Genomic DNA, 14,310 nt, shown 5'->3' with positions numbered 1-14,310 from the left:
AGTGAAGCAGAACCCCTTCTTTGTTATTCCAATCATAGTAACGATATTATTACTCTCAATAAGTTTTGCTTACGCTGCTACTCCAAAACTAAATACGGATCAACTAACTACGATTTACAATGAGAGTAACGAGACCAGTGGAACATCAATATTGCAGAAAATCGAGGGTAATTCAAAGGGACTTCAGGAAATGGGACAGAATATAGGAATTCACATCGTTGTTTTTTTCTTCATTGTTGGATGGATCATTACTGTTTTAGCTCATGGTTTAAAACACCCTGAATATCAAAAATGGGGGAGAGGTACAGTAACCTATTCTGTCATCGCTTACATCATGATAAAATTTATTCCGATATTAGCTCATAGTTTTTAACTTGATAGTAGTTTCTAATTATGATATGTTTATTCCAGATTAAGTTTTTAAACTAATATTCGTATGTACCTAATGGAAAAACCAAAGGTACACAAGGTGTAGTTCGTTCACCTTGTGTACCTTTTTTTGTTTTTAGATAGGATGTGATCATATGCAAAAGGTAACACTGGCTACCGGTAGCCTGAGTTTTGATGAACTTCTGGCTGAGAAATTTCGGAATCATTTTTTGGTATCAAAAGCACCTATAGATCTTCGAAAACATATCCGAAAAAAAATCGATATCCAACAACCCGATATATTAATTTTGCACGACAAACTGATATCTGATTATACGGATTATAAAGCTAAAGATGATGAGTGGATTTCCATCATTGAAGACTTACGCATTAATAACCCTAAATTAAGAGTTGTATTTTTTGGTGTACGAAAGATAAATGATCCTTTTCTTATCAGAATGATTAATTTAGGTGTATACGACATATTCATTGAGTCACGTGTTAATACAGAAGCATTAATTAGGCAATTAAGTGACCCAGCTTCATATGCAAACGTGAATTACATCAAAAATAACTTAAAAGAAAAACCTGAATATGGACTGGGGTCCATTGAAGAACAATCTGAATCTAACAAGTGTGGCACCTTAAATCACAGGGAAGAAATTAAAGAAAATGAGGAGATAGAGAACGAGAATGATCTGGAAGATGATATAGACATTTCCGAGCAGCAATCTAAAAAAAATCTTCGATTACCTACCTTTTCGTTTCCTAAATTGGTAAGAAACAGAACAGAAATTAAAACTGAATATAGAACCTTCGCAACTAAGGTAATTACAATAACTTCGATGAAAGGGGGAGTAGGTAAAACAGAGATTTCATTAAGTTTAGCCGCTGCCATAAAGGGATTTACAAATTGTAAGGTTGCTGTTGTTGATTTTTCCTTTCCCTATGGTGGTGTAGCTCAAGCGGTTAAAATGCCACGAGAGAAAACACTAGCTGATTGGTTACTCCATCAAGGCCATTTAAAAATGACACCGATAGGTATCGCAGAAAGAACTAACTGTTTTAAGGGAATAGACATTATACCAATGCCTTTAAACATCCAGGACATTCTTTCATTTAATGCCAAAGATGCGGAAAAGGTAATTGATTCATTAAAGATGATATATGACATCATTATTATAGATACGAATGGTTTCTCAGAAATAACTTTAGTAGCCGTCACTAGGGCAACTGAGACATTGTTGGTTGTGACAAATGAAAATACCTCAATATTCAACTCACTTTCCTATAAAAACGATTTGATATCGTTGTACGGTATTGAACAAGAGCAAGTATCAGCATTTATTAACATGGTTCCAGAATTTGAAGATATTAAAAAAGAAGATATTGCTGAAGTTTTTGAAGATGGGGATAATGGAATTCCCATAATTGGTTTTGCTAACTACGAAGATGATGTACGCCAATATCGTAACGAAGGAAAAATACTGTACCAACATGACCCTAACCATTCTTTCAGTGTAGGTATTGAAATGATTCTTGCCCAATTTGGGATAGTTTCTGAAGAACTTCTGGAAGGTAGGAAGAAATCAAAAAAGTTTAGGAACTTTTAACACATAAGGAGATTTAATTCGAAAGAAGGTTGGGAAATGAGCTGTCGAGTGATTACGGTAACGAGCATGAAGGGAGGGGTCGGAAAGACAGAGACATCTCTTAACCTAGCAGCCGCGATCCGAAAAGAAACAGGTAAAAAAGTAATGTTAATCGATTTTGATATACCCTATGGTGGTGTTGCCCAAGCTTTGGCACTGAAGAAGTATACGTCAATTTCTGATTGGATAAAAACCAATAGAAATATCTCTGAAGAAGGAGTTGAAAGCCTAAGTATCTCACATAAGACGGGAATAGACATTTTACCTGCCATCGCAAGTGCCCACGATGTTAAACGATTCTCATGTGAAGTAGCAGAACGAATTATACAAAATATCACATTATATTATGACTTTATAGTAATTGATACAGGCGTAGACTTTAGTTTCATTACTCAGACAGCATTGCAAAAAAGTGATCACATAATATTAGTAACTTCTCCACAAAACACTTCGATTTGGAATAATCATCAGTATAAAGAAGATATTATTCAGTTAGGAATTCATCCTCAACAAATTCTGGTGTTTGTTAATCAAGTTGTTGAAAATCCAGATATTACTTTTGAGCAAGTAAAAGAAGTTTTTTTACATTACGGCCATAGAATCAACTCAATATTCACAGCAATTCAAGATGATAGAGTTAGAAAAAATCGGAATTTAAGAGGAGTTATTTACCTTGATGAACCAGCAGCTAACTTTTCAAGGTCAATTTATTCGATGTTAAAAATATTAGGGATTGCCATTCCCGATTTAAAAGGTAGAAACAAGGGATGGATTTCGAACTTATTACGGTTAAAAAGGAGATTATTTTGTTGAGTTACATAGCTGCTGTCACATTGTTTATTATTTACACCATTGCAATATACACAGATTGTAAATGGTTAAAAATCTTTAATTGGCTTACCTTTCCATCAGTCATAATAGGCTGGGGACTAATGTTAATCCAATTTGGTCTCTTAAGTTCATTCAAGTTTCTACTTATGATGTTATGTGCCGGATTATCTCTAGAAATCATTAAAATTTGGAAACCTGGTGATACAAGATTGATGCTTTCAGGTTGTATTTGGACAACACTCTTCCTCGGCATGAACAACGCTGTAGTTGGATTTGGAATCATTATCTTTACTTTAATTATTTACATACTAGCTGGGCATGTAGTTTGGCTTAAGACTTGTAATTGGAGTTTTATCACTTATTTTAAGCAGTTAACTTTTCGTACAACTCATAGAGAAGTGATAGGTAGGATGCCAGGAGCATGGACCATCGCTGGAGGGAATTTGATCTACATATTTGTACTTAATTTATAAAAAATGGAGGGAAAGGTATGGTCAACTTTAATAACCTGTATTTAAAATTTCCGTTTGTTAATATCAAACGAAACAATGGACAAGTTAGCACAATAAGAATAACTGTTTCCTATATGGTTAAAGGATCAAAAGAGATGGTTGTAAATTTATTAAATGATCTTATTAAGGAATGGGAGTTCACGGATCATTTTGTAGGTGAACAAGCAGAAGAGTCACATAGAATTGAGATTCAGTACCAAGTAAAACCGAATGAAGTTGATACATTTCTTGATACAGTATCCTTCCGAGGCAAAGAAATCAATTTGATTTAATGTATCTCCTACTTTCTTTGCAAAAGAAAATATACTTGTCTAGAATAGACAAGTACTGACTTTAATTAGGGGGATATTAAAATGAAAAAATGGTCAAAAAACATAGTCTTACTGGGAGTTTGTACAGCTCTATCTGTTTCATCTGTAGCTTATGCAAACTTTAAAGACACCAATAAACATTGGGCTAATCAAACAATTGATTGGGCTGTTTTCCAAAAGTTCGTAGACGGTTATCCAGATGGAAGCTTTAGACCAGATAAGAGTGTAACGGAAGCAGAATTTTTAAAATTAGTACTAAAAATGTATAAGCCTAACGATTTTCATACTACTGGAGCGGAAACCCATTGGGCAGACAACTATTACAGATTTGCTAATACTTTCAACTATCCAGTAGAAGGACTCATTAACCTACAAATGAGAGACACTTATATCACTAGACAGCAAGTTGCTAATATTATTGTGGGTACTCAGGGCTTTAACTATATTGGAAATGATGCTGTTCAGTTCTTATTAGGTAAAGGATTAGCGAAAGGGAAAAAAGGGCAAACAATTGAAGGATTTGAGCCTGGTGCCTATTTAACAAGAGCGGAAGCCGTTCAGTTCTTAAAAAATTTAAAAGAAGCTGGTAATACAACTTTACAAGCAAGGCCCAAAATTCCATCAAATCCTATATTACTACCAGAATTAGTTGGCCAACATTCTCTCGATAGAAAATATGAAGAAATATCCAAAGATCCATCCCTATTAAAAGATAAAAATAGACTAATAAACTTTCTTAGATCTTTTGACTCTTTTAAACAATATTCTGAATTAAGAATGGAAAGTGATGGTTACGCTTTAGTAGGAACTGGAGAATACGGATTTGCTCTTTCCATGAGATATAGTGAGACCTATGGTAAAAAAGTAGTAATTACAGTACCTAAATTCGAAGATAAAGAAAAGGCTCTTGTCAATGATATATTGAAGGTCTTTTATCCAAACTCATACTCAAAAGCTATGAATGATGTCGTGACAGTTAGTAAATGGACAGATATCTCCCAAAAAAATTATGTAGAAAAGGACTATGATAATCGAAGTCTTAGAGTTGCTATCGGCTCAGATATGGGAATAGCCATTTGGGTTGGGGTTAAATGAGAAAGAAGATACTCTCAATCATTTTTGTCATGTGTTTAATAGGAACTAGCTTTCCTATTGTTTTAATTACAGATCAAGTACAAGGTGCATATTTTGATTACTTTGGGAAATTAAATTTAGATGTTAAGAAAATAATTGCTGAAAATAACATACCCATCCAAAGTAGTGGTAAGTTGAAGTTAAGCTTGAATTATGAAATTCTTCGTACCTGGGGACTAGTCGTTTATGGGGAACCACACGGCCCATTCTCTCCACATAAAAAGGGACAACAACGTTTTTTAGGTTACACCGATAAAGAAATGCCGTATGACAATCCACTTTATCCTCCGGATATTGATGCAACAAACAATTTAGATAAAACTTGGGTAAAAAATCCATGGGAGCATCCAACCGTACAAGCAAAGTGGAAAACTGTTAATCAAGGGTATAACTATCATAAAGATGCAGATGAGTGGTTAGGAAACCACCTCATTTCTCCCTATACATATTTAGGCCGCCCCTGGAAATGGCTAGATGATTTTAATTCTCTTCCTAAAAACAGTTGGGGCTCAAAAACCGGTAAATGGGATGTAAATACACTTAAACAGTACGGAGTAGTTAAAGTCAAACCTACAAAATTTGGTTGGGGCTCTTTCGAAATGTACAACACTGATGGAAAGTGGTACCAATCATTTTTGATTATGCCAGACGTTGTATTTGGCCCAAAAGAATTAGACTTATATACCTCTTATATAGAAGGTGGGCAGTTTGAAGCTAATGTATCAAAAACAACGAAAGTAACAGTAGGTCTTTCTGATAATAGCAAAGAGGAAAGGCTAGATAACGTAGAAGTAGTTCTCTATGCTCGAGGCAATGTAGTAGGTCGTAAATTTATTAATTTAACAAGGGGTAAGAAAAACGAACAGACGTTATCATTCCCTTGGATAACATCCAGTAACCAGCCGGTAACATTAAAAGCAGAAATAAATCCAGCACCAAGAAAGCATAAAGAATATTGGGCTAGTGAAGGAGATCCTTATGCTAATAACGTCAAAACAATAACATTAGAAAGCAGCATTCCTCCTATAGAAGAGGGAACACCTTGTTTTCCCGCTTACCCAACAGGCTACAGTAAAGGGATTTCTGGAAAATACTATTATCCTTGCCCTCCAATTAATGGGGATAATTTTTCAATTTGTGTAGGGTACTACTATGAGGAGATGTGGTCCGATTTTGATAAACCGAAACCAGATAGAATAAAAGCAGGACAAGGGGCAGAGGTTAATATTCGAACGGAATATCAAAACGACAATCCTGATCATAAAGGAAAACCTTACGGCGCACAAAAGGTCGTATTTACAGGTCCTAACACAGAAAAATACCCTAGTGTTATTCAAGAAAGTGTTGGAATGTTACCAAATAAACAAATAGGTCATTGGAAAACCAATTGGAAATTACCATTTTCTATTTTTGATGGAGAAGGTAATTGGATTCGAAGTAATACGTTACCAGATATCGACCCTAAGCAGAATAGATATGGGGGACTTCAGAGATGGTATTCTGGATTTGATGTACCTGATGGTAAAGAATTGGAAATGAATGCTTTAGTTACAGGGGGATATAAAAATACGTTACGTATTTGTGTAAATCAAAAAGCGGTAGTTGAAGGTACTCCTTACAATGATTTTGTGGTTAGAGTCGTTGATCCAAATAATCCATTTCCTACAGGAGAAGCCGGGAAAAATTGGGTTGGATATGATGAACTGGGTAATTTTTTCGATTATACCTATTTAATAACAAATCTAAAAAAATGGTATGAAGAGCCGGAGAAAAGATATCAGAAATTCAATTAGTTAGAACAATAGAGAGTAGGGAGAAATACTTGACTACTTTTAAATGGTCAGCTGCTTTCATCTTAATATTGTTTCCTCTTACATTATTACTCACCGATTATGCATCCCATAAGGTTACCAAAACTGATGCTGATACGGCCACTAAACAAGCAGCGCTCTACTCATTAAAAAAGGGAATCCAGAAGGGGAGCCTGCGTGACGCAGACCTCTATCCAGAAAGGGTCTCAATTCGCTATAACGAGAGTGATGCTAACCAAGCATTTGAAGAATCTATGGGCATGTTAAAAGAAGATACAAAAGGTTCCAATATGTACGTTATTAACCCCGCTGAACGGGATGATTCTGTTGGGATCAGTAATCAACCGCCAATGGTAGCGCTTAGGAGTAATGTAGTGAGAGACTCAGTATCAGGTTCATATCTTTCTCATTTTTTCAAAATCCGAGAAAGATATGTTATTCAATCTCAAAGAATCGCCATTTTAGAATGGAAAGATACATACTAAATTAGAAGGGAAGTGCTTTCAGTGAGTGCATCTAAAAAGTCTGCAATTAAACGGAAGAAAAAGAATAATACAGTCATACCTCTCGTACTCTCTGTAGCGGTTTCTTGTGTTTTCTATCTTGGTGTTGTCAAGAAAACAAATGCAGATATGAAACCAATAAAAGTTCCATTTGCTGCAAAAACACTCATTGAACATACAGAAATTAAAAAAGAGGATATAAATTTTGTTGAAATTCCTTCATCAAGTCTTCCTCCTAATACAGTAATTACCGATCCATATGAACTACTCGGTAAATATGTTGGTACAAATTTCTCAGTCCCAAAAAATGGCTTATTCTATAAAGAAGCGATAACAACCGCTGAAAAAATTCCGTCACGCATAAATAAGTTAATTGAAAAAGGGAAATATGGTTTAACTATGCGCGTTAATCTAGAAAAAAGTGTGGCCAACTCCTTAAAGGAGAATATGTGGGTACAGGTTCGTTTTCTTACTAATAAAACAAAAACCAATCAAACGTTAGAGGGAATTTTGGAAGAAAAAATAAAAATTCTTGCTGTCCGTGATAATTCAGGACAAGACATAATGCGAGCAGATAATGATAAGGTAAAAGTTCCTACAATCGTGGTATTTGAAGCAGATGAAGAACAAGCCTCTTATTTGTCTCGTGCAGAAGCTCTTGGAAATTTAAGTTTAGTAGCGCTTAGTGAAGCAGATGTCCCAAAGGAAAACAGTGAAACAGATAATGAAAATGAACCAGAATCTTCTTCAGTTAAAACGATTGACGAGCATTCTCTGAATGAACAAAGTTCCGAGAAAAAAGTAGAGGAACTAGTTAATGCATTAGGGGATAAATTAACACCAGAGCAAAAAGAAATGTTAAACGTAATGGCAAAAGATAAAACCGCTGAGGAACACAAGGGCCAAGAGTTTAAAGGCAATCTTGTTAAGCTATATATTGATAGCATGACATTAAATATGGAAACACAATTCGAGAATAATTACTATGTGTCTCCTAAAGGAGAAGTTATTTTTCTGGATAGAGAAAGTAATCAACTCCGTTATTTCAAAAACATCACAGACTTTAAAGAAAGCATCTATATCAGTCAACTTTCTACCCAAGAATTACAAAAAGTGATTGATCAGGGAAATCGGGGAACTTCAAATGTTCCCTTAGCCCCTAAAACAGCAGCCTTACCAACCTCAGAGCCTTCAACACTGAAAAAAGAAACAACTAATATAAGTCAACAGAAAAGTAAAGTTCAAAAAACGTTAGGGCCTTTTAATGGAAAAGGAAAAGGCGTGACCAATAAAGTTAATTTATCCAAAGGAGTGGCCATAGTGAGTCTAAAGAGTGCTGCACAAGGGAAGATACAGGTCTCATTAATGAATCCTGATGGGAAAATATCAAGTGTATTCGATGAAAAACAGGGTGTATTCGAAGGAAGTAAAGCGATTAGCATTCCATTAACAGGGGAATACATTTTTCAAGTAGAGTCTAACGGAATTTGGAGTATTTCTATAGATCAGTAGGGTCTTACCTTAGGAGGTTTTTTATTAAATGAAGGTCTTGTTTGCAACCAGCAATGTACAACTAAATAACGATATAATTGAACTCTTACATATTCAACAAAATAATGTACTTGAAATAGATTATCTTGAAGATTCTATATCAAAAGTTATGGAGTTTAATCCCGATTTAATCGTAGTTTCCGATCAGGTAAAAACAAGAAAACCTTTAGAAAAAAAGGGAAAAAGAGATGCATTTCTTTTTCAACAGATAAAGCATCTGCAAGATTGGGATACAGTTTTCCTTAGTTACCAAAGGAATGAATCTGATAATCTCATTGGCAATCTATTAGAAAAAGATTTCTTTAACATAATTCCTGTAAGTAGTTTGGAGAGTATTATAGATCTTCCAAAAACTAAAGAGGATGTTCGCCAACTATTAGGAGACGATGATTTACATATTCTTGTTAAAGAAAGTAATGAAGAGTGTGCTTTTGTTCCACCTCCAATAATGCCTTCTAGTCAATCTAACGATTTTCCAAATAATCAAAAAAGGGATATTTATCTCCCTAGTTTTACTAACCATTGGGATCGACAAATTAACTCGTCCCGAGCAATATCTACCGTTTTTTGGTCGCCAATACCTAACGTTGGAGTAGGGTCTTTCATTCGTTCATTAGCTAATTATTTAGGTAATTGTGGTAGAAAGGTATTAGTTATAGAGTTTGATTGGGAATATCCCAAAATAGCTCGTCAAACAGGTTTAACTCATCATGAGAGGACACTTCGCGGAGCATTAACCAGAATTGCAAATAACGAAGAAGGTATTGAGGGATTTGTTGTAAATAACAAAATAGCTGAGGATAGCTTACCTCATACCCACAAAAATGTAGTATCGCGTCTAAGACTACTATCCTCTAATTTTTATGTGTTAAGTCGAAATGCAGAACTTAAGTTTGAGGAACCATATGAAATTCAAGATGAAAAACTAATAGAACGGCTGTTTTTCGAGGCCAAGGAAGCAGGATTCCAGCATATTTTTGTCGATGTCCCATCCAGTCCTAATGATTTATTTACTTCATTATCCATATTAGCAGCTGATGAAATAATTGCTGTAGTAGATGATTCATTTTCCACATCTGGGATATTTAAAATTGCTATGCAAGGGTTTGAATCGATTGGAGTCGAGGAAAAAGAATTTCAGTTAATAATCACAAAAGTTCAAGATGGATCGAATGGAGCAGATGTTGCAGAGTTTTATGGAACTACACCAGCGGCCATACTGCCTTACGACCCTACTATGGTAGTAGCTCAAAACGATCTAAGAGTTGTTTATGGTGATGATTACATGAAAAATATGAAAACATTTGCTAGGCGTTATGGTATCACCAGTGAGGAAATTGAAAATAGCGATAAGAAGAAAACATTATTTGGTTTCCTACATAAAAAGACAAAATAGGAAGGAACGATAAGTATGCTTCAAAGTATTCAAGATAAAAGACGAAAGGCTTTCTTACTTGGAAAGAAAAATAAAGAGCAACGAGGAAGTATTCAACAAGTAGCATATAAACAAACGCAGATGGAAGAGCAAAAACGTCAAGAAGAAACACCCGAATATGAAAAAGAATATCATATTGATAAAAGAAACAAAATGATTGTAGATATCAAAGAAAAGCTAGCTGAATACCTAACTGAAAATCACTCCTATGAACTTAAAGGATCAATGTTTGATTTTAAAATACGCCAAAAATTACTGCCCATTATATTAGGTTATATCCGAAATAATAAAGTAGTTATCGTTGGTTTTGATGAAGAAGGTTTAACTAGCTATATGCTTGATGAAATTGCTGGTCTAGGGCCGATCGATGAGATTATTCGTAGAGAAGGATCATTAAATGAAGTATGGATAAATGGTGAGAACCCTATAACAAAAGAGATTGATATTTGGTATGAAAAAAATGGTCAAAAGTTCTTTGAAGAAGAAGTAAAATTTCGAGATAAAAAACATGCATATGAGATTGCACAAAAGATTGCACGTAATGGACAGCAGAAGTTTGGAACAGAATTACCTGTTGCAAATGTACGTTATCCAGATGGGCGTGTCAATTTAATACAAGAACCGATAGCAACTGGAGGGGGAGGCCCATACGTTTCTTTTCGTTTATTTCCGAAAGATACGTTTAAACCGGCTGACTTTTTGAAGAGTGGATCAATGAATGAAGAGATGATGGATTTTACCATGTTAGCAATGAAGTATGGCTTAAATGGTTTGATGGTGGGTGCCACAGGTTCGGGAAAAACGACGTTACTAAGTGCTTGTGTTGACTTTATTCCAAATACAGAAAGAATACTATTAATGGAAGATACGGAGGAGATGAGACTTCGTCATAAGTATCCAGAAAAACATATCATTACAGAAGAATGTAAATTTAACAGTATAGACGAGCAGCGGAACTTTGACTTAGCATTTTTAACGAAAACAGCATTAAGACAAAAACCTGATTACATGATTTATGGTGAGGTTCGAGATAAAGCTGCTTATGATATGTTAAACGGTGCAAATACGGGACATAAGGTTTGGTCGACACTACATGCTCGTTCAGCCGAAAAGGCCGTTCAACGATTAGTAAACATGGTTTTAGAACATGGGTCAAAAATGGGGACCGATGCAATTGGAAAGATGATTGTTCAGGCAGTTGATATCATTTATTTTCAAAAGAAATATCCTGACAATGTAAGACGCGTCAAAGAGATTATCGAACTTATTGATTTTGAAAACGGAAAACCTATCTATAACACTCTCTTTAAATTTGTTGTTGAGGGGAAAAATCCCGATGGGACTATCCATGGAAGACATTATAGAGTAGGGAAACTATCGCAGGACCGTGCGGAATTTCTAGTGGATGAATTTGCTGATCTGAATTTAATTAGACGTTTCACTCAAAATCCTGAAGAGGCTCCAAAAATCAACTTTGGATTAGACAACTATTCCAAAAAGCAAACTTAATAAATGTTGACCGCTTGTCAGTTTAAAATACTAGTAAAAGGAGCTATCCAAGTGAAGTTTTCAAAAGAAGAACTAGAAACAATCATAGATGGTAATCCAGTTGGCAGCTTTCATCCCTATAATTTGTACGAGTATGATTATGATCAAACCGATAAGTATATTAAGAGTGTAGTCGAATCGATACAAAAAATTAAGGGTTTATCTTTTGAAGTAGATTTTGATAGTCATGGAAGCGGATATGCATCATATGTAAGCGTATTTTGCTGGAAGAATGATGAGAGTTTAGCACGACAAGCGGGTGGTCTCCGATATTATACCGGGATTAGGTTGTATATTTGTAGATTAGCACCAGTTGCAGTGTTCGGAAAAGGTCAAATCTCAATACATAGAAGTAATATAGGTCATGATTTTCTTACCATTAATCAAGTCTATGAGATACCTGAAGGAAATTGGAAGAACGAAGTAGAGGATATTGTAAGGATACTAAAGGATTATTCTTATGAATTGTTAGATAAGGATTACTTGAAAGAAACACTTTGCTTTGAAGCCTATATTCCAACAATTTTAGTAGATAAGCCATACAAAGTTTACGATGCGCTCTTTTATTGGGAAGACTAGGGGGAGTTAAGACGATTCTTGATAATTGGAAGGGAGAACATTTTATTTTGATCTATTTCATTATAGGTACATTCCTACTTTTCTTGGTATTTACTGAAATAGCCAATCGATTAAAAAAGAAGCCATTATCTATCCTTATTTCTCAGAGAGAAGAGTCAGAAAGGCATATAAGTGCCGAAGAAAAGAAGAAAAAGATAAACAGCAGTTTTTCTGTAAGAGCGCAACGCGTAAATTGGCAGATTTCTAAGGGTTATCAACAGGGATGGTTTATCATAGGTACCATATCCGGATCTGTCGGATATGCGATATGTAGTAATGTTCTCGTTTTACTTGCAGGAATTACATTGGGAATTATGATTCCCTTTATACTTCTTCGATCTAAAGAAGAAAAATTTGCAGACGAGCTTCCACTTAGAGCGGAACAAGCAATAAATGCAATTGAACAACAGATGCAAGCAGATATTCCTATCTTTCATGCTATAAAGGCAGCCATTCCATTTATGCAATCTCCCCTTAAAGAAGAGTATCAGAAAGCTATCAATAAGGTCGAGCAGGCAAGTATCCCATTAAAAAAAGCTTTGGAAGATATCCCACATCGATTAGATATTAATCAATTGGAGTATTTTCATATGATTGTTGAGATAGCTGAAGAAACGGAAGAAAAGGCAAGGGACATCGTTCGGGATGCTTCGGATATGCTTAGAAGGCAACAAAAGCACACTGTACGATATCATAGAGAAGTTAATGGATCTAAAAAAGAAAGTTTGTATATGTTCTATCTCATTGTGGTAATGGTTGCTTCATTACACTTCATGTTGCCCGATAATAATCCAATGGCCGGGGGACCCATTCAAATGATTATGAATGTCGTTGTCATAGGAATCACCGGTTGGACAACCTGGACATATAGAAAGAAGCTACAAGCTAAAAATCTATTTTAATACTGATTTTTCTTGAAAAACTAACAAAATTATTATACAATATACGGTAATTGAATGAAATTTCTCATGGGTGCGTAGGCACAGTGAGGTCCAACCATAATTTCTATGGTATTGCTTTTTTAGCAAATTGGACTCACTGTGCTTTTTTGATTTCTAAAAAGGGGGAGAAGAAGTGAGCATAAATATTGGGGCTCTTTCTATTGCAACAGGAGCTGCTTTTTTTTGGGCCTTTTATCAAATTTACAATCCCACTTCTAAAAAACCAGCTAGTAATGATTTTATAAAATCAGAGTCGATGGCTAACAAAGAACGGGAGATTATATCAAAATCATCTGTTCACAAAATATTTTACCCGTTAAATCAACGGATACAGCAAATAAATCCATTATCAAAAAATTCATATGAGCAGTTAAAATTTGAGTTAGAAAAGTCCGGGGAATTTAATACAAGGCCAGAAGATATACAGATCGCGCAAATTGCTAATGCCTGTATTTACCCACTTTTCTTTTTAATTTTGTCTTTGTTTATTGCTGGGAACTATAAAACATTTTTTATTAGTTTGGGAGTTTTGGCAGGCTACTACATGTATCGAGCACCAATAAGAAATTTAAAACAAAAAAAAGCAAAGTTTGAGGAAAATAAAATACAGGACTTCACTCGTTTTGTCACGATCTATTTAATGCAGTCTTCCGGTAACAAAACAGTCTATGATGCTTTAACTGAAACAATAGTGCGCTCTAAGAAGAGAGTACCTGCATTACTGCACTATTTACATCAATTAGAAATGGATCTTCATACAAGAGGACCGGAAAGGGCATTGCGTGATTTCTCTTTAAAAATGAGAGAATCCTATGTTGATCGTTTTGTAAATAATGTTTTATTGTCCATTCAACAAGCTGGTGGCGATCAGAAGGAAATTAATTTGAGGCTTCGAGATACTTTAATAGAACTGCAAAATCAATTTGTAGACAATAAAATACAAAAACTCAAAGTAAAGTCTCGAGAGCCAGTGTATATAAGTGTATTGCTAATGGCAATTTACATGATTGTTTTGTTAGGTGCTTCGCTATTACAAGTGTTCTAGGTGATTTCAAGACACCTTTAAACATAATAAAACAAGGATAGAAAGGATT

General features: G+C 35.0%; 14 protein-coding genes. All 14 read left to right on the top strand.

The genetic code is table 11. The features are described 5' to 3' along the window. The first annotated feature begins 1 nt into the window (after window position 1). The 14 genes from O0550_RS12975 to O0550_RS12910 all read left to right on the top strand — a co-directional run bounded on the left by O0550_RS12975 (window position 2) and on the right by O0550_RS12910 (window position 14,261). The gene (locus O0550_RS12975; protein WP_035319130.1) at window positions 2-373 is read left to right on the top strand and encodes a hypothetical protein; all 372 of its coding nucleotides are present in this window, start codon (window positions 2-4) and stop codon (window positions 371-373) included. 151 nt (window positions 374-524) lie between these two features. Continuing rightward, entirely contained in the window at window positions 525-1,982 is a 1,458-nt protein-coding gene (locus O0550_RS12970) for a CpaE/TadZ family protein (protein ID WP_258426520.1), read from the top strand. Window positions 1,983-2,018: 36 nt separating this feature from the next. Continuing rightward, complete coding sequence (locus O0550_RS12965) at window positions 2,019-2,834, top strand: CpaE/TadZ family protein (RefSeq protein ID WP_258426519.1); 816 nt, start codon at window positions 2,019-2,021, stop codon at window positions 2,832-2,834. Then, window positions 2,831-3,325 (top strand): hypothetical protein, encoded by a 495-nt coding sequence (locus tag O0550_RS12960; protein WP_035319128.1) that lies wholly within the window; start codon window positions 2,831-2,833, stop codon window positions 3,323-3,325. Before O0550_RS12965 ends, O0550_RS12960 begins: the two co-directional genes overlap by 4 nt. Window positions 3,326-3,342: 17 nt before the next feature. Then, window positions 3,343-3,636 carry a hypothetical protein gene (locus O0550_RS12955; protein WP_035319126.1) on the top strand — a complete coding sequence of 98 codons (294 nt, stop codon included), beginning with the start codon at window positions 3,343-3,345 and terminating at the stop codon, window positions 3,634-3,636. 81 nt (window positions 3,637-3,717) lie between these two features. After that, window positions 3,718-4,770 (top strand): S-layer homology domain-containing protein, encoded by a 1,053-nt coding sequence (locus O0550_RS12950; RefSeq protein WP_258426518.1) that lies wholly within the window; start codon window positions 3,718-3,720, stop codon window positions 4,768-4,770. Beyond that, on the top strand, window positions 4,767-6,602 hold the full coding sequence (locus tag O0550_RS12945) for an Athe_2463 domain-containing protein (protein ID WP_258426517.1): 1,836 nt from the start codon (window positions 4,767-4,769) through the stop codon (window positions 6,600-6,602). Before O0550_RS12950 ends, O0550_RS12945 begins: the two co-directional genes overlap by 4 nt. A gap of 29 nt (window positions 6,603-6,631) precedes the next feature. Further along, window positions 6,632-7,105, top strand: coding sequence for a hypothetical protein (locus O0550_RS12940; RefSeq protein WP_258426516.1), 474 nt, complete (start codon window positions 6,632-6,634; stop codon window positions 7,103-7,105). Between the two features lie 21 nt (window positions 7,106-7,126). Beyond that, window positions 7,127-8,635 (top strand): Flp pilus assembly protein CpaB, encoded by a 1,509-nt coding sequence (gene cpaB, locus O0550_RS12935; RefSeq protein ID WP_003345261.1) that lies wholly within the window; start codon window positions 7,127-7,129, stop codon window positions 8,633-8,635. A gap of 28 nt (window positions 8,636-8,663) precedes the next feature. Then, window positions 8,664-10,070, top strand: coding sequence for a MinD/ParA family ATP-binding protein (locus tag O0550_RS12930; RefSeq protein ID WP_258426515.1), 1,407 nt, complete (start codon window positions 8,664-8,666; stop codon window positions 10,068-10,070). 15 nt (window positions 10,071-10,085) lie between these two features. Continuing rightward, complete coding sequence (locus tag O0550_RS12925) at window positions 10,086-11,618, top strand: TadA family conjugal transfer-associated ATPase (protein ID WP_258426514.1); 1,533 nt, start codon at window positions 10,086-10,088, stop codon at window positions 11,616-11,618. A gap of 51 nt (window positions 11,619-11,669) precedes the next feature. Continuing rightward, window positions 11,670-12,236: a hypothetical protein gene (locus O0550_RS12920; RefSeq protein ID WP_258426513.1), complete on the top strand. Its 567-nt coding sequence runs from the start codon at window positions 11,670-11,672 to the stop codon at window positions 12,234-12,236. Window positions 12,237-12,283: 47 nt separating this feature from the next. After that, on the top strand, window positions 12,284-13,177 hold the full coding sequence (locus O0550_RS12915; RefSeq protein WP_258426512.1) for a type II secretion system F family protein: 894 nt from the start codon (window positions 12,284-12,286) through the stop codon (window positions 13,175-13,177). Window positions 13,178-13,349: 172 nt separating this feature from the next. Next, a complete protein-coding gene (locus O0550_RS12910) occupies window positions 13,350-14,261 on the top strand; it encodes a hypothetical protein (protein ID WP_258426511.1) in 912 nt (303 codons plus the stop codon). Window positions 14,262-14,310: the final 49 nt, after the last annotated feature.

Origin of the sequence: Brevibacillus halotolerans, from assembly GCF_026891775.1 — a bacterium.
GTDB lineage: Bacteria > Bacillota > Bacilli > Brevibacillales > Brevibacillaceae > Brevibacillus_B > Brevibacillus_B halotolerans.
This window is presented reverse-complemented; position numbering and strand designations above follow the sequence as displayed.